This window comes from Tautonia sp. JC769 (genome assembly GCF_040717455.1).
In the GTDB taxonomy this organism is placed as follows: Bacteria; Planctomycetota; Planctomycetia; order Isosphaerales; family Isosphaeraceae; genus Tautonia.
This window is the reverse complement of record NZ_JBFEFH010000016.1, coordinates 95282-110556: the sequence shown is the minus strand read 5'-3', so window position 1 is coordinate 110556 and position 15275 is coordinate 95282. Positions and strand designations below refer to the sequence as shown.

General features: G+C 69.2%; 9 protein-coding genes. 1 reads left to right on the top strand and 8 read right to left on the bottom strand.

Translation table 11 applies throughout. The features are described 5' to 3' along the window. Window positions 1–16: 16 nt before the first annotated feature. The 6 genes from AB1L88_RS16410 to AB1L88_RS16385 all read right to left on the bottom strand — a co-directional run bounded on the left by AB1L88_RS16410 (window position 17) and on the right by AB1L88_RS16385 (window position 11637). Window positions 17–2221 (bottom strand): PSD1 and planctomycete cytochrome C domain-containing protein, encoded by a 2205-nt coding sequence (locus AB1L88_RS16410; protein WP_367097758.1) that lies wholly within the window; start codon window positions 2219–2221, stop codon window positions 17–19. Between the two features lie 121 nt (window positions 2222–2342). Beyond that, on the bottom strand, window positions 2343–3572 hold the full coding sequence (locus AB1L88_RS16405) for a heparan-alpha-glucosaminide N-acetyltransferase domain-containing protein (RefSeq protein ID WP_367097757.1): 1230 nt from the start codon (window positions 3570–3572) through the stop codon (window positions 2343–2345). An 88-nt stretch (window positions 3573–3660) separates the two neighbouring features. Further along, window positions 3661–6555, bottom strand: a complete 2895-nt coding sequence (locus AB1L88_RS16400) for an FG-GAP-like repeat-containing protein (protein ID WP_367097756.1) — start codon at window positions 6553–6555, stop codon at window positions 3661–3663. Window positions 6556–6674: 119 nt separating this feature from the next. Further along, window positions 6675–7781 (bottom strand): DUF1559 domain-containing protein, encoded by a 1107-nt coding sequence (locus tag AB1L88_RS16395; RefSeq protein ID WP_367097755.1) that lies wholly within the window; start codon window positions 7779–7781, stop codon window positions 6675–6677. Between the two features lie 238 nt (window positions 7782–8019). Then, the gene (locus AB1L88_RS16390; protein WP_367097754.1) at window positions 8020–8223 is read right to left on the bottom strand and encodes a hypothetical protein; all 204 of its coding nucleotides are present in this window, start codon (window positions 8221–8223) and stop codon (window positions 8020–8022) included. Window positions 8224–8598: 375 nt separating this feature from the next. Then, a complete protein-coding gene (locus AB1L88_RS16385; protein ID WP_367097753.1) occupies window positions 8599–11637 on the bottom strand; it encodes an FG-GAP-like repeat-containing protein in 3039 nt (1012 codons plus the stop codon). Between the two features lie 162 nt (window positions 11638–11799). Here AB1L88_RS16385 and AB1L88_RS16380 point away from each other — a divergent pair, with 162 nt between their 5' ends. Then, window positions 11800–13098 carry a PP2C family protein-serine/threonine phosphatase gene (locus AB1L88_RS16380; RefSeq protein WP_367097752.1) on the top strand — a complete coding sequence of 433 codons (1299 nt, stop codon included), beginning with the start codon at window positions 11800–11802 and terminating at the stop codon, window positions 13096–13098. A gap of 209 nt (window positions 13099–13307) precedes the next feature. Here AB1L88_RS16380 and rpsU read toward each other — a convergent pair whose 3' ends face one another. Continuing rightward, window positions 13308–13496: a 30S ribosomal protein S21 gene (gene rpsU, locus AB1L88_RS16375; RefSeq protein ID WP_126723855.1), complete on the bottom strand. Its 189-nt coding sequence runs from the start codon at window positions 13494–13496 to the stop codon at window positions 13308–13310. Window positions 13497–13879: 383 nt separating this feature from the next. Then, window positions 13880–15133, bottom strand: coding sequence for an aldo/keto reductase (locus tag AB1L88_RS16370; protein ID WP_367097751.1), 1254 nt, complete (start codon window positions 15131–15133; stop codon window positions 13880–13882). Between the last annotated feature and the right edge of the window lie 142 nt (window positions 15134–15275).

Here is a 15275-nt window from a genome sequence, read left to right as displayed (position 1 = left end):
TGGGGTCGGGACGGAATCAGTCGATCAGGAGGAATTCATTGGAGGCGAGCAAGGCCTGGGCGTAGACGGCCCAGCGATCGTGGTCGTCGCAGGAGTCGGAGCCCAGGAAGGAGAGGGCCAGTTGCGTCTCGGCCTCGCTGGGGGGGCGGGCGTAGAGCAGGCGATAGGCCAGGTCGATCCGGGCCTGGGTGTCGTCGCCGGCCTCGGTCGCCAGGCGGTCGGCCAGGCGGTCGGCGTGGTGGGTGACGAACGGGCTGTTCAGGACGAAGAGCTTCTGGAGCGGGGTGGTGGTGCGGGCCCGGCCGTCGCTGTGGGCGTTCGGGTCGGGGAAGTCGAACCGCGCGAGCATCGGGTGCAGCTCCAGGCGGCTGATCCGGCTGTAGAGGGTGCGGCGGCCGATTTCGGGATCGCTCGGGTCGATCGACGGGCCGCCGACGGTGCGGTCGAGCGTGCCGGAGGCGGAAAGGACCGAGTCGCGCCAGCTCTCGACCACCAGGCGCTTGCGGCTGGCCCGGGCATAGAGGGTGTTCTCGGGGTCGATGGCGCGGTGGGTGTCGGTGATGGCGCTCGACTGGCGATAGGTGCTGGAGGTGGCCAGTTCTCGGATCAAGGTCTTGAGCGACCAGTTCCCCTCGGTGACGAACCGCGCGGCCAGGTCGTCGAGCAGTTCGGGGTGGGTGGGCTTCTCACCGAGGATGCCGAAGTTGCTGGGCGTGCCGACGATCGATCGGCCGAACAGTTGGCCCCAGATGCGGTTGACGACGACGCGGGAGGTCAGGGGGTTGCTCGGGTCGGCGATCGCCTCGGCCAGGTCGAGCCGACCGCTGGAGGTCTCGTCGCCCAGGGGAGTCGGCTCGCCGTCGGAGAGGACCGTGAGGAAGTGGCGGCGGGCGACCGGCCCCTTCTGCTCGACATTGCCGCGGATGAAGACGTTGAGATCTTTCGGTTCGGCATCCTTGATGATGTGCACGGCCTCCTCGGGGGCCTTGGCGCCGCCGTCCTTGTCCAGCTCGCATTCGTCGGTGAGCGGCTGGTTGAACATGACGGTGCTGGCGAAGACCCCGGCCAGGGCGTAGTAGTCTTCGGTCGAGATGGGATCATACTTGTGATCGTGGCAGCGGGCGCAGGCGACCGTCAGGCCGAGCAGGCCGCGGGAGACGACGTCGACCCGGTCTTCCCACTCCTCGGCCATGACCTCGGGGGAATTGCGGCGGTAGTACTTCGGCCCGAGGCCGATGAAGCCGAGCGCGGCCAGCTCGTCGGCGTCGGCCGGCTCGATCAGGTCGGCGGCGAGCTGGCGACGGATGAAGGTGTCATAAGGCAGGTCGTCGTTGAGGGCGGCAATCAGCCAGTCGCGATAGAGGTAGGCGTTGGGATAGGTGAGCGACGTGTCGTCGCCGACGATATGGGCCTGATCTTCCGCGTAGCGGGCCAGGTCGAGCCAGACCCGTGCCCAACGCTCGCCGAAGTGAGGCGAGGCTAGCAGGCGATCAACATAGTCTTCGACGGCGTTGGGGGACGGATCGGCCACGAATGCCTCGACCTCGAGCGGGTCGGGCGGCAGGCCGATCAGGTCGATCGAGAGGCGACGGGCGAGGGTCCGGCGGTCGGCCTCGGGGTTCGGGGCCAGGCCGGCGTCATCGAGGCGGGCGAGGATGAAGGCGTCGATGGGCGATCGGACCCAGGAGGGGTCGGACACCTCGGGCGGTTCGGACCGTTGCGGAGGCTGGTAGGTCCAGGAGGATCGGGCGGCCTCCCAGTCGATCCCCTCGGCCGAGGGCTCGGGGGCGGCGGGGCCGTCGGCGTCGCGGGGGTCGGGGGCCCCCATCGCCACCCACTGCTCGAAGGCGGCGATCACCTCGGGCGCGAGTTTCTTGGATGGGGGCATCTGGACATAGGAGTCGTAGCGGATGGCCTCGATGAGCAGGCTCAGCTCCGGGTCGCCCGGCTCGACGGCCGGGCCGCCGTCGCCCCCCTGGAGCATGGCGGCGTGAGTGTCGAGCCGCAGGCCCCCCTTGGCGGCGTCGTGCTCGGCCGAGTGACAACTGTAGCACTGCTCGATCAGGACGGGGCGGATCTTCGCCTCGAACAGGGCCAGGCCGTCGGCGTCGTCGGCCGCGGGGCGGGCCTGGGGGGCCAGCCCCAGCACGATGGCCAGGGTTGCGGCGGTGGTGATCCTTCGACCGCTCCAGCGACCGACCGACTCGGGGGCAAGGCTCATCGGGGCAACCTCTCGCTGCTCGGGACGATCGAGGCCCGGGGGCATTTCCCTGCGACGTTCCTGTTGAGTTTATCGGATGTTCAACAGGGAGTCGAGTCAATCGTGACGCCTTCTTGAGAGATCAGAGGCGCAGGTAGATCTTCTGACGGTCGAGGAATCGGACGAAGACGAGGGTGATGGTGAAGAAGATGGCCAGGCCGATCATCGTCCACCAGAGGGGGGAATCCCTGGGGACGAAGGCATACACCGTGCGTTCCACGACGCCGTGAATGATGTAGGCGGCCAGGGGGTTCATGCCGAGCAGGCGGAACAATTCGAAGGAGGCGCCGAAGCGGTCGCAGGCGATGACGAACAGGCCGTACAGGGCGAGGGCGAAGCCGGTGCTGAACCAGATGAACGGGATGGTGACGATGCGCTTGTCCATCATCCAGTAGTTCTTGGCCAGGACTTCCGGCTCGACCAGGGGGGCGGTGGCGAGGAGTTCGGCCGGGGGGCGGTCGGAGAGGCGGCCGAGCGGGGGGATGACGGGGGAGACGGCGATGTCGATCGGCTCGCCGGATTCGCCGGTGCGGCGGTCGTCGGCGGTGTAAAGGGTGCTGAAGCAAGAGAGTGCATAGGAGACGATCATGACGAGCGCCCCCCAGGCGATCAATCGGGCGGCGGCCGACCCGCGGGGGCGCCCGGCGGCGGTGATGATGTCGTACGCGAGGGTGCCGGCGAGCATGGGGACCGACCAGTGCAGGAGGCCGAAAGTCCCGCCGTCCCAGGCGCGCCGGCCGGTGGTCCCCCAGAGGTCGTCCATCCCGTTCGGCTGCCCGGAGACGAAGTCGTAGTTGAACGCGTACGACAGGAGGAAGTGGGCGGCCGAGAAGCCGAACATGGTGGCGAGGCGAACCCAGGCCGACCGGGCGACGACGGGCATGATGAGGAGCTGGCAGACGCCGATGATCGCCAGGACCTCCCAGGCGTCGGCCTTGACCAGCTCGGCCAGGGCCTTCGCGATGCCCGGGCCGGTCATCGCGTCCCACGATTCGAAGCGGAAGCCGACGCCGTAGACGACGAGCGAGATGAGGACCAGCCCGAGGCTCCGCCAGGCAATTCGGCGATAGGCGAGCGACGGCCCGACCTGATCGAGGCGGCGCAGCAGGCTGAGCCGGTACGAGAAGCCGCAGGCGAACATGAAGCTGGGCATGATCGAATCGGCATAGCTGAAGTACGTATTATTGTGCTTCAGGACCGAGTGGATCGCGGCGAAGGCGCCGAGGAAGTTCACCACGAACATGCCGGCGACCGTGTAGCCGCGGAACTGGTCCATCGAGGCAATCCGGCCGGTCCCTGCCATCGAACTCATCGGCGATCGTCTCCGCGTCGGGGCCCGCGAGGCCGGGCCGGAAGGGGTGTTCGGGGAATCGGGTGAGGAGTCGGTCGTGAGAACGTGCTCATGGGTTCCCCGTGTCGTCCGCGGGGAACCCGGCGAGCGGGAGCGGAGCCGGGGTGCCCTCTCGGAGGAGGTGGCCGGCGTCGGGGCTGAGGGACGTGAACCGCTCGACGAGGCCGGAGGGCCAGCGGACCTCGAGGGCGTCGACGGTGTCGGCGTCGCCGAGGCCGAAGTGGAGGCGGGCATCGCCGGCCGACTGGTAGCTGCCGCCGCCGAACCGGGTGGCGACCTGACGACGGCCGCCGGCCTCGACCGTGACGACCGCGCCGACGGCGTCGCGGTTGGATTCCGTGCCTTCGAGCTTGAGGGTCAGGAAACGCCCGGCACCTTCGGTCTGGTTGTGGAGGAAGACGAGGGGGGCGTTCTGGGCCTGGAGGACGGCGTCGGGCAGCCCGTCGTTGTCCAGGTCGCCCACGGCCAGGCCGCGGCCGAGCACGAGCCGGTCGAACGGGGGGCCGGGGGCGGCGCCGGGGTCGATCAGCCGGCCGTCGGATCCCCCGAGCAGGAGCTGCGGGGGCATGGTCCAGGGGTACGAGGGGCGGCCGTCGTGGACGTGGCCGTTGGCGCTCAGGAGGTCGAGCCGGCCGTCGAGATTGGCGTCGAGCAGGGCCAGGCCGAATCCGAGCAGGTGTCGGCTGGGGGCCTTCAGGTTGATCTCGCTCGTCTGGTCGGCGAAGAAGCCGCCGCCGAGGTTCCGGAAGAAGGAGGTCGATTCTTCGTAATAGTTGGTGACGAGCAGGTCGAGCCGGGCGTCGCCGTCGAGGTCGCCGACGGCCGTGCCCATGCCGGCCTGGTAATTGCCGTGGGCGTTGGCGGCGACACCGGCGACGGCGCCCACCTCCTCGAACCGGAAGTCTCCCCGATTCATGAACAGGAAATCGGCCGTCATGTCGTTGGCGACGAACAGGTCGACCCGCCCGTCGTCATCGACGTCGGCCGCGACGACCCCGAGCCCCCGGCCGGGGGCGACGGCGAAGCCGGCATCTCGCGTCACCTCGACGAATCGGCCGTCGTCGTTGCGATAGACGCGGTCGGGCAGGGCGGGGAAGTCGATCGGGTTGCAGGCGTATTTGGTGGGGTCGTTCGGGTCGAGGCAGGTGGTGTCGCCGTGCTCGTCCCAGCGGAGGTAGTGGCAGACGTAGAGGTCGAGGTCGCCGTCGCCGTCGAGGTCGGCGAAGGCGGCCGAGGTCGGCCAGTCGCGGTCGCCGCCGAGGCCGCTCGGCCCCGTGATGTCCTCGAAGGTGCCGTCCCCCCGGTTGCGGTAGAGGGCATACGACCGCCATCGGGTGATGAAGAGGTCGGGATGCCCGTCGTTGTTGATGTCGCCCACGGTCACGCCGTGCCCGTAACCGCCCGGCAGCGAGGCAATCCCGGAAGATTCGGAAACGTCTTCAAACGTGCCATTTCCCCGGTTCCGGTACAGGCGGTCGGCGTTCGGGGCCTCGGCGGGTGGAGGAAACGGCCCAGCCTGCACGGCGTAGAGGTCGAGGTGGCCATCGCCGTCGAAGTCGAGCAGGGCGACGCCCCCGGCGCCCGTCTCGGGCAGGACGAGGCGGCCGGGGACCTGGCCGTTGTCGTGCCGGAAGTCGAGCCCGGCCGATGCGGAGGCGTCCTCGAATCGGGGGATGAGCACCTCATTGGATCGGGAGGTCGGTCGCGAATCGTCCGAGGTGCGCGAGGTGAGCTCGGGCAAGAGGTCGGCCAGGGTTCGAGAATCGCCGGTCGTCGCGGAGGACATCGCCCCGACCGAGTCCGGGCGGCCCTCGGCCAAGGATCGCCAGGCATCGGCGTCGAACCGGCGGCCGAGGGCCGTGGCCGTCTCTGCCAGGGCAGCGGCCTGGCTCAACGGATCGTCGCCGAGGAGTAACGCGACATAGGCTTCGCGATCCTGCTCGAGCCGGGCGCGCTCGGATCGGTAGCGGCTCGAATCGTCGGGCCGGCCTTCCTCGGCGGCGATGGCGGCGAGGCGGTCGAGGACCTCGGGCTGTCCGGGGGCGACCCGGTCGAGTTGTTCGAGGCTCGATCGTTCGAGTGCGCGGTCGCCATCGAGACGGGCGAACCAGGCGCGGAGCCGGAGCGCCTGAGCCTCGGAATCGGGGCCGGAGGGCAGGTGGGGGAGCGCCTCGGTGACGGAGGCGGGGCGATCGGCGGCCAGGGCCCATTCGAGCCGGTGTTGCCAGACCGCCGGGTCGCTCGGGCGGCGAGCGAGGCAGCGGTCGAGCCAGTCCTCGGCCTCGGTGAACCGGCCGGACCGGGTGGCGAGGTAGGCCAGGCCGAGCCAGACGCGGTCGTCGTCGGGGGCGAGGCGGTGGGCCTCGGTCAGGTCGCGGCGGACGGTCTCGATGGGGAAGGGGTCGACGTCGAGCCAGTAGAGGACCTTGAGCGCCTCGATCGGCTCGGGATGTTCGGCGAATCCGTCGCGGAAGATCCGGCGGGCCTCGTCGAACCGCCCCTGGGGACGGAGCAAACGCACCAGTTCCCAGCGAGCGATGGGCCGGTGGGCCCCGCCGATGGTGATGCCGCGACGCAGGCGCTCTTCGGCCCGGGCGAGCCGGCCGCGCTGCTGCTCGATCTCGGCCCATTGGACAAGGGCGGGGCCGAGGTCGGATGACTCATCGGGGATGCGTTGCCAGGCGTCCTCGGCACGGGAGGGGTTGCCGAGTTGCTGCTCACAGAGGCCGAGCAAGTAGAGGGTCTCGCCGTGTGATGGCCGGGACTCGGCCAGGTCGGCAAGTTGCCGGCGAGCGGTAGCGAATCGGCCGTCGAGCAACGCGGCACGGGCCTCGCGGAGCGATTGCTCGAAGCGCCGATGCTGCGCGTCGCGGACGAACCAGGAGATCACTCCAATGCCGCCGGCCAGCACGAGAGCGGCCAGCCCGGCCCATCGCGGTCGCATGGTCAAGAATCTCGATCGAGGGTCCGGGGCGGAAGGGGATCAGCGGGCGCAAGCCGATCGCCGGCTGCTCCTTGCCACGAGCAGCCGGCGATCGAAGGGGAATCAGGCCGTCACGACCATCAGAACTGGTCGGCGCTGATGATTTCGCCACCGTTGCGGGTATGCAGGGCCTGCCAGACACCGAACTGGGGCAGCGGTCCGCCGACGCCGGTGTATGGCTGGGTCCGACCATTCCACTGGACCATGAACGGATTCCAGGACTGGACGGTGTCCTTGATGAAGCGGACGGAGCCGTCAACCATGGCGGTGTTTACGCCGCCGGGGTGGAAGCTGTTCGCGGTGTGCTTCAGGTTCCGGCCGGTGCCGCACTGTTCGACGAACATGCAGGGCACGGCGTCGCCGGCGGCGACCGACTTGAAGAAGTTCGGCGGGAAGATGGCCGAGTAGGTGGTATCCCCGATCATGCCGGAGGTCCACCAATTCGGGCCGAACGGCGCGGTGCCGGCGGCGATCCGGCCATAGGACTTGTCCGAGGCCAGGACGGTGTTGCTCGTGCCGTCGCGGATGTCCTGAATCTTGGTGACGCGGCCGTTGGCACAGGCCGGGGCGTCGGGGGCGCCGGCGCGGCCGGCGTGGGCGAAGATGCCCTGATTCTGGCCGATCAGGGCCTGCGGCACGTCGCAGCGAGCGGCGTGGTAGTACAGCACCCCCGCGTTGCCGGCGTAGCTGGCGTAGGTCATCGGGACCGGGATGCCGTCCCAGCCGTTCCCGTTGGTGTCGGTGCTGCCGACGCCGCCGTTCTTCCGGAGGCCGATGACCTCGGCGTCGCTCGGGCACCAGAGGGTGTTGACCGAGTGGCCGTTGAGCGTGTGGTTGGCGGCGATATAAATGAACAAGTCCTGGTTCAGGGCGTTGAACACGGCCCCTTGCTCGTAGAACTGCGACATGGCCACCCACTGGCCGAAGTTCTGGCGGATGAATCCGCCGGTCTCCCGGCGCTGGTAGAAGTCTCCCATCGGGAAGCTGCCGTAGACGTCATGGTAGTTCTGCATGGCCAGGGCCAGTTGCTTCAGGTTGTTCGTGCACTGGGCCCGACGCGCGGCCTCGCGGGCGCTCTGCACGGCCGGCAGCAGCAGGGCGATCAGGACGCCGATGATGGCGATGACCACCAGCAACTCGATCAGGGTGAACCCGCGACGACGCGCGGAGCGACGAATTGAGGGCATAAGCGAAAGCTCCGAAGGAGGTTAGGTACGATACGGGTCGGACGATCCGGACGGAGCATGTCCGTCCCACCCTTGTTTCTCAACAAGGGGGCGATCGATCTCAGCGGGGGGGGGGCGGTCTGACACGTCCGAAGCCCTGCGGAGGGGCGAGCCCCCGGGGTTCCTTAAGCATCTTCGGACGCGAGAAGTGATTGCGTGAGTCAAGTCATCTGATGAGTCGCGGCCGGGCGGCGCTGAATCAGAGCGCGTCTCGAGGGTTCAGGTCGTCGCCCGTGTCGGTAACGGGGGGTTCTTCGACCGGTCCCTCGGGATAACCCTCGGGCTTTTCGAACTCCTGGCCGAGTTCCATCTGGTCCTCACCGCATCCCGGCAAGGCAGTGAGGCACACCACGGAAGCAAACGCCATCGGCAGGACGATGAGGGAGCGAAATCGAACAAACATGGATGCAAAACACTCCGGGGTTCGCAGTTGTGATCCGTGCGGCCGAATGGCCTGAAGAGGATGCAAGGTCTACGCTGCGGAATCCGTAGGGACGATCCTTCACGGACGATGGGGGACCTGTGACACCTGCGGCACGCAGTACCACCCTCGAACAATGCACGACGAAATGCACGAACGGATGCGAAAGGGCTACCTGATTGAGAGAGCGACGATCCTGAACCAGGTGGCCGAAGAAAAATATGTGAGTGGTGAAAGCTTCGACGGATTCTTGTGCCGGGCATGGCAGCCCGAACCGGAGAATCGAGGTCACAAGAGAATTAATAGCTGCACGGGCCAGCGTCAAGAGAAATCAAGATGAGCCCGATTTTTTCGATCTTATTTCGCATCGTTCGGGTTCTCACGCCATTGTCGGTCCGCTGTGATCGCCGACGGGGGGCTCGAGGCGAGCGGTCGCGAGCGGGTGGGGTTCGAACCGGGCTCGACATCTTCCTGGATGACATAAATGGCGTCGGCGGTCAGGCCTCGCAGGGTGTGCTCGACGCCCGAAGGCCAGCGGATGTCAACGCGGTCGACCTGAGGGTCCGCTCCCAGGCCGAACCAGAGGCGGGGGTCGTTCGAGGCGAGGTAGCTGGTCCCGCTCGTCAGCCAGCGGACCTGGCGGCGGCCGCCGGCCTCGATCGCGATGCGGGTACCGACGGGCAGGCGGTTCCCTCCGGGGCCGACGAGCCGGAACCCGACGCGGTGGCCGCCCTCGGTCCGGTTCATCAGGACCGAGGCGGGGGCGTCTCGGTGGACGACGACCAGGTCGACCCGGCCGTCGTTGTCCAGGTCGCCGGCGGCGACGCCCCGGCCGACGACGGCCCGGGAGAGGTAGGGGAAGGCGTCGGAGTCCGCCAGGATAAACCGGTTGCCGTCGCGACCGAGGTAGAGGTGCGGGCGTTGGGGCATCGGGGCGTTGTAATGCGGCTGGTCGTCGACGTGGCCGTTGCTGACGAACAGGTCGAGCCGGCCGTCGTTGTCGGCGTCGAGGGCGACGGCGCCGAATCCGGTGGAGGCGACGCTCGGCGCGGCCAGGCCGGCCGAGAGGGTGCCGTCGGCGAACTGTCCGCCGCCGAGGTTCCGGGCCAGCGTGTTCGGCTCGTTCAGGAAGTTGGTGTGGAAGAGGTCGATCCGGCCGTCGCCGCTCAGGTCCTCGGCCACCACGCCCATGCTGGCCGTCGCCCGGCCGGAGCCGTCGAGGGCCAGGCCCGAGGCGGCGCCGACTTCCTCGAAGCGCAGGCCGCCGAGGTTCCGGTAGAGGAAGTCGGGGGACATGTCGTTGGCGACGAAGAGGTCGAGCAGGCCGTCGCCGTCGAGGTCGGCGATCGCCAGGCCGAGGCCGCGGCCGTCGGGGGCTGTGATGCCGGCGGCCTCGCTCACGTCGGTGAAGGTGCCGTCGCCGTCGTTGCGGAAGAGGTGGTCCTGCTGCGCCGGGTACTGGATCAGGGAGCAGTGGATGGGATGCCCGGTCGGGTCGAGGCAGCGGCGGGGGTCGTCGGAGTCGTCCTCGACGTAGGAGACGACGACCAGGTCGAGGTCGCCGTCGCCGTCGAGGTCGGCGAACCCGGCGGCGGTCGTCCAGCGGTCCGAGGAAACGCCGGCGGCCTCGGTCACGTCCTCGAACCGGCCGTCGCCGAGGTTCCGGTAGAGGATCGTGCGGTCGAGCCCGGTGACGAACAGGTCGTCGAAGCCGTCGCCGTCGAAGTCCCCCACGGCGCAGCCCATGCCGTAGCCGAGGCCGCCGACGCCGGCGTGCTCGGTCACGTCCTCGAACCGGCCGTCGCCGAGGTTCCGGTAGAGGCGGTTCGGGGTCGGCGGGGCGGCCCGGTCGTAGGGCATCGGGCAGCCGTTGACGAAGTAGATGTCGAGCAGGCCGTCGCCATCGGCGTCGATCAGGCCGACGCCGCCGCCGATCGTGTCTGCTAAGTAAACTGACTCTTGCGGGCCGAAGTTGTATTGATAAGCGATGCCGGCCGAGGCGGCGATGTCTTCGAAGACGACCGGCGGGCGGTCGTCGGCGGCGGGGCGGGGATTCGGCCCGGGGGCGGCGGACGGGTCGGGGGCCGATCGGCGGGGGAAGGAGCGGGGGACCGGGAACGGGGCGTCCCGCTCGTCGAGGGCGGCCAGGGCATCGCGGGCGGCCTGGAACGCAGGGTCGATCGCCAGGGCATGCTCGTACCAGGCGCGGGCCTCGGCCAGGAGCGAGGCGTCCCGGCAGAGGTCGCCGAGCCGGGAGAAGCGAGCGGGATCGGGCGGCATTCGGTCGCGGATGAGGGCGTTGCAGGCGTCCCGGAGGCGGAGCCATCGGGCCCGGATCTGCTCGGCCATGCGGGTGTGGGCGTCGGCCTCGGGGTCGCCGAGGGGGGCGAGGAGCTGGGCGAGCCGGTGGTGGGCCTCGGCGGATTCGTGGTTCAGTGCGACGGCGCGTCGGACGCTGTCGAGGGCGTCGTCTCGGCGGCCGTCGGCCTCCTGGAGCTGGCCGAGGAAGAGGTGCCACCGGGCGGCGTCGGCCGGGGGATCGGGGGTCGGGCCGAGGATCTCGGGCAGGTTGACCGGCAGGCCGAGCTGCACGCGACACTCGGCCAGGGCGAAGCGGCCGATCGGGTCGTCGAGCAGCGCCGAGGCGGCGGCTTCGAGGTGGGGCAGGGCGGCCGACGCGTCGCCTCGCCAGTGCAGGGCCAGCCCGACGGCGCGGCGGAGGAACGGGTCGTCGGGGGAGTGGTCGAGGAATCGGTGGATCTCGGGGGGGATGCCGCGCACGTCCATCTCGGGGCGGAAGGCGTCGAGCACCAGGTCGGCCAGGACCCTGGGGGCGTCCTGGGCCCGATGAATCTCCCAGAGGATCGCGCGGGCCTCGGCGGGGCGGAGCTGGAGGCTGAGCAGGTAGATCAGGCGGTCGCGGGGGGCGACGGCGGCGGGGTCGGCCGCGGCGGCCTGGCGGAAGGCGAGTTCGGCGCGGGGGGCGTCGGATGCGGCCAGGGCGATCTCGCCGAGGGAGGTGCGGGCCTCGGCGAAGGCCGGGTCGTCCTGGGGCACGCCGGCGAGGGTGCGGGCGGCCTCGCCCTGTCGGTTCGAGGAGGCGAGGAGCCGGGCGAGCATCAGTCGGGCCCGGCCGTCGTCGTCGCGGCGGCCGATCCGGTCGCGGAGCAGGGACTCGACCCGGTGCCATTGCTGCGCCTGGGAGGCGTCGAAGATGGCGTCCCACGAGGGTTCGGGTCCGGGTTCGGGATCGGGGCGGGCGGGCGAGCCGAGGGGGAGGGCCCCTTGCCATCGGCCGTCGAGGAGGGCAGGCCCCCAGGCTCGGACTCCGAACCAGGCCAGGCCGCCTGCGATCAGCAGGAGGGCCGGGCCGGTCATCCACCAATGTCCTCGCATCGCCTGTTGATGCTCCATCGCCGGGGATTGTGCGTCGAGGGGGGGCGGGCAGGCGGGCGGGGCATGCCCCCTCGACCCGAGCGAGTCAGCCCCTACAATAATCAACCGGGAGTCCGGCCGGCGACCCGGTGGGATCTCGGACGCGAGGAGACCGGGCCGACCATGTTCCGCACCCAAGCCTTGTTCGACGCCAACACGGGCACCTGGCAGCAGCGGCTCGACCTCGTCGTCTCCATGATGCGCGAGATGAGCCTGCAGAGCGACCCGGAGGCGATGGTTCGCGCCTACGGCGAGTGGCTGAACCAGGTGCTGCCGACCGATGCCCGGCTGAGCCTCAGCCGGCGGGGGCTGGAGTTCCCGAAGTATCGCGTCACTCGCTATTCCGGCTGGACCGAGTCGATCAACCCGTGGCAGCAGCGCGACCGGCTCCCCGAGCTGCGCGGCGGCCTGCTGGCCGATCTGATTTACGGCGAGGAGCCGACGGTCATCAACGACCTGCAGGTCGATGCGGACGACCCCGCCGCGCCATACCTGCAGGGGATGCGGTCGCTGATGGCGTTGCCGAACTTCGACCAGGGCCAGGGGCTGAACTGGGTGATCGCGCTGCGGGCCGGCCCCGACGGCTTCGACCCGGAAAATCTCCCCGAGCGGGTCTGGATGAGCAACCTCTTCGGCCGGGCCACGGCGAACCTGGTGCTCAGGCAGGAGCTGGAGCGGGCCTACAAGGTGGTCGACCGCGAGCTGAAGCGGGTGGCCGAGATCCAGCGGTCGCTCTTGCCGAAGGTCCTGCCGACGATCCCGAGGATGAGCGTCGCGGCGCACTACCAGACCTCGCAGTGGGCCGGCGGCGATTATTACGACTTCTTCGAGCTGCCCGGCGGCAAATGGGGCCTGCTGGTGGCCGACGTGAGCGGCCACGGGACCCCGGCGGCGGTGATGATGGCCATCACCCACGCCGTCGCCCACGGGCACCCGGGCAACCCCGAACCGCCCTCGCTGCTGCTCGAACACGTGAACGAGCGGCTCTGCCGGCTCTACACGGCCGACGGGTCGGCGTTCGTGACGGCCTTTTACGGCATCTTCGACCCGGAAGACCGCTCGTTGACCTACGTCAATGCCGGTCACAATCCGCCCCGGATCAAGCGGTGCGCGGACGGGTCGATCGGGGGGCTGGATGCCGTCGGCGGGCTCCCCCTGGGCGTCTTTCCCGGGGTGAAGTATGAGCAGGGGGAAACACGGTTGGTGCCCGGCGATCAACTGGTGCTCTACACCGACGGGATCACCGACGCGACGAACCAGGACGGGCAGCCGTTCGGGCTCGATCGGCTCGACTCGGCCCTGATCACGTGCCGAGAGGACGCCGACGCCCTGATCGCCTCGGTCCTCCGCGCACTCGATCGCTTCACCGCGGGACATCCCCCCTTCGACGACCAGACGATGCTGGTGGCGAAGGTGCTCTGAGGGATCTGCGATTGCCCGGATTCCGGCAGGGGGGGCCTTCCTCAGCCCGGACGACCGAGGAGAGGGAGAGGGCCGGCACGCACGATTCGGATCGGGACGAAACGAACGAGGGCTCCCTCAAGTCTGGTGGCCTTGGGGAGCCCGGATTCCAACACGTGATTCAGGGCGTCGATGCGAGATCGGACCTGGCCGGATCGTGTTCAGATCGATCAGACGCGGGAAGCCTGACGGGCCTTGCGAAGTCGCTTGAGCTGCTCGCGGCGCCGGCGCTCACTGGGCTTTTCGTAGTAGGCCTTGCGTCGCATTTCTTTCCGAAGGCCGCTGCGCTCGCAGAGTTTCCGGAAGCGGCGGACCGCATCCTGGATCGATTCGCCGGCACGGACCCGTAACTTCACCACGGTCGAGACCTCCGCATCGTGGGTTCCCGGAACGGTTTCGGGCGATTTGTCCGGATCGACGACGTCGCCGATCGCGGTCAGCCCCGCTCGCCCGATCGGCGGGGACAAGGTCGGCACCTTCCTTAAAGTCGAAGGCAACCGGCAAACGGCCAGTGTACCACGTCGACCCGGGACATGCCAAGGGGGGCACGGACAATTCGACCCGGGCCCGGGGGGCGGACCCGACCCCCCGGCAACCCCACGCAACGAGAAAACGGCCGGGCCGGGCCGAGTCCCCGGAGGGATGAAGGCACCGGCCCGGCCGTACGTTACGGGACACGACTCGCGGGGCGGGCAAGGCGGGCAGTCGGCGGCCCCGCGTCGGTGATCGAGGGGTCGAACGCTCAGGCGAGCAGGTCGTCGACCCGGGGCAGGAGCTTCGAGAAGTTCAGGCCATTCGGGCAGGCACGCCGGGCGGCGTCGAGGTCGGCCTCTCGCCAGGAGCGTTGGGCGTCGGACAATTCGGCGTAGAGGCGGCGGGCCTCGGACTTGTACCCGTGGTGCTCGAGGTAGGTGAGGTAGCGGGTCAGGTCGCCGAGCGGGGCCTCGGTGCCGGCGGCCCGGCTGCAGCGGCCGTCGCAGTCGGCACAGAGGGTCATGCCGTGGCCTCGGCAGGCGTCGCGAAGCTGGTGGATCTGGGAGAGCTTCAAGGGGCCGGTCTTGCCGAAGTCGAGCGCGGCGGCGACGTTCTCGCGGATCTGGTCGGTGTTGCGCATCGAGACGCAGGTGGTGGTGATGCGTTCGTCGGACCAGATCGCCTGGAGCAGGCCCTGATACGGGCTGAACCCCTTTTCCTGGAGCATCGGGACGCGCTTCTGGGCCTCGGCCAGGGGGTCTTCGTCTTCCTTGTAGGCGCCGAAGGTGCCGGCGACCTGCTTCATGGAGATCAGGCCGATGCCTTTCTCGTAGCAGGCATCGAGGGCCTTGTTCAGCGGATCGTCCTTGTCGAGCCAGGGGGTGAACTGGAGCATGATGGCGTCGACGAAGCCGCCCTCGGCGGCGTTCATGATCTGCTGGGCCCGGGTCGCGTCGTGGGTGGAGAAGCCGACGTACTTGACCTTGCCCGACTTGCGGAGCGCCTCGGCGGCCTCCTTGAATTCCTTGCTCTTGGGCCAGTCGACCTTGTTCGAGCCCAGGCCGTGGACGAAGTAGAGGTCGATGTAGTCGGTCTTGAGGTCGGCCAGGCGTTCGTCGACCGTCCGGAGCAGATCCTTCGGGTCGTTCACGCCGTCCTTGGTCACGAGGAAGATGTTCTTGCGGACCTCGGGCATTTGCTGGAGCCAGCGGCCGATCCCGGGCTCCGAACCGTAGGACTTGGCGGTATCGACCACCCGGATGCCGCTGGAATAGGCCAGGCGGAGCAGGCGATCGAGGCCGGGAGAGCGCCAGGTGCCCGCGTTGAGGATCGTCAACTCCTCGCCGGTCTTGCCGAGCGTACGCTTCGGCAGTTCGTCGGCGACGCGAGGGGACGCAGCGGCAGCAGCAGCGGGGGCCGAGCCCGATCCGGCGACGGCGAGCGCCGCGGCGGAAGCCGCGCCGGCCTGCAAGAAGGAGCGACGGTCGAGCGGGTCGGGGCGATACGGTTCGGATGCCGACATGGCGGGGGGGCCTCCTTCGGAAGTGGGCTCAAAAGGCGCGGATCGGGTCCGGATGTGTCGTTTCGCGGTGTGTGTTCAAACTCCGTTTGAAACTACGTCCGTCCGGTCCGGGTGTCGAGCAAAATCTGGTGAAAGGAGAACC

Excerpts from the sequence above, each read along its gene's own strand:
- AB1L88_RS16395 (WP_367097755.1), bottom strand. The coding sequence starts at position 7,781 with ATGCCCTCAATTCGTCGCTCCGCGCGTCGTCGCGGGTTCACCCTGATC.
- AB1L88_RS16400 (WP_367097756.1), bottom strand. The coding sequence starts at position 6,555 with ATGCGACCGCGATGGGCCGGGCTGGCCGCTCTCGTGCTGGCCGGCGGC.
- AB1L88_RS16390 (WP_367097754.1), bottom strand. The coding sequence starts at position 8,223 with ATGTTTGTTCGATTTCGCTCCCTCATCGTCCTGCCGATGGCGTTTGCT.
- AB1L88_RS16370 (WP_367097751.1), bottom strand. The coding sequence starts at position 15,133 with ATGTCGGCATCCGAACCGTATCGCCCCGACCCGCTCGACCGTCGCTCC.
- AB1L88_RS16405 (WP_367097757.1), bottom strand. The coding sequence starts at position 3,572 with ATGAGTTCGATGGCAGGGACCGGCCGGATTGCCTCGATGGACCAGTTC.
- AB1L88_RS16380 (WP_367097752.1), top strand. The coding sequence starts at position 11,800 with ATGTTCCGCACCCAAGCCTTGTTCGACGCCAACACGGGCACCTGGCAG.
- AB1L88_RS16410 (WP_367097758.1), bottom strand. The coding sequence starts at position 2,221 with ATGAGCCTTGCCCCCGAGTCGGTCGGTCGCTGGAGCGGTCGAAGGATC.
- AB1L88_RS16385 (WP_367097753.1), bottom strand. The coding sequence starts at position 11,637 with ATGCGAGGACATTGGTGGATGACCGGCCCGGCCCTCCTGCTGATCGCA.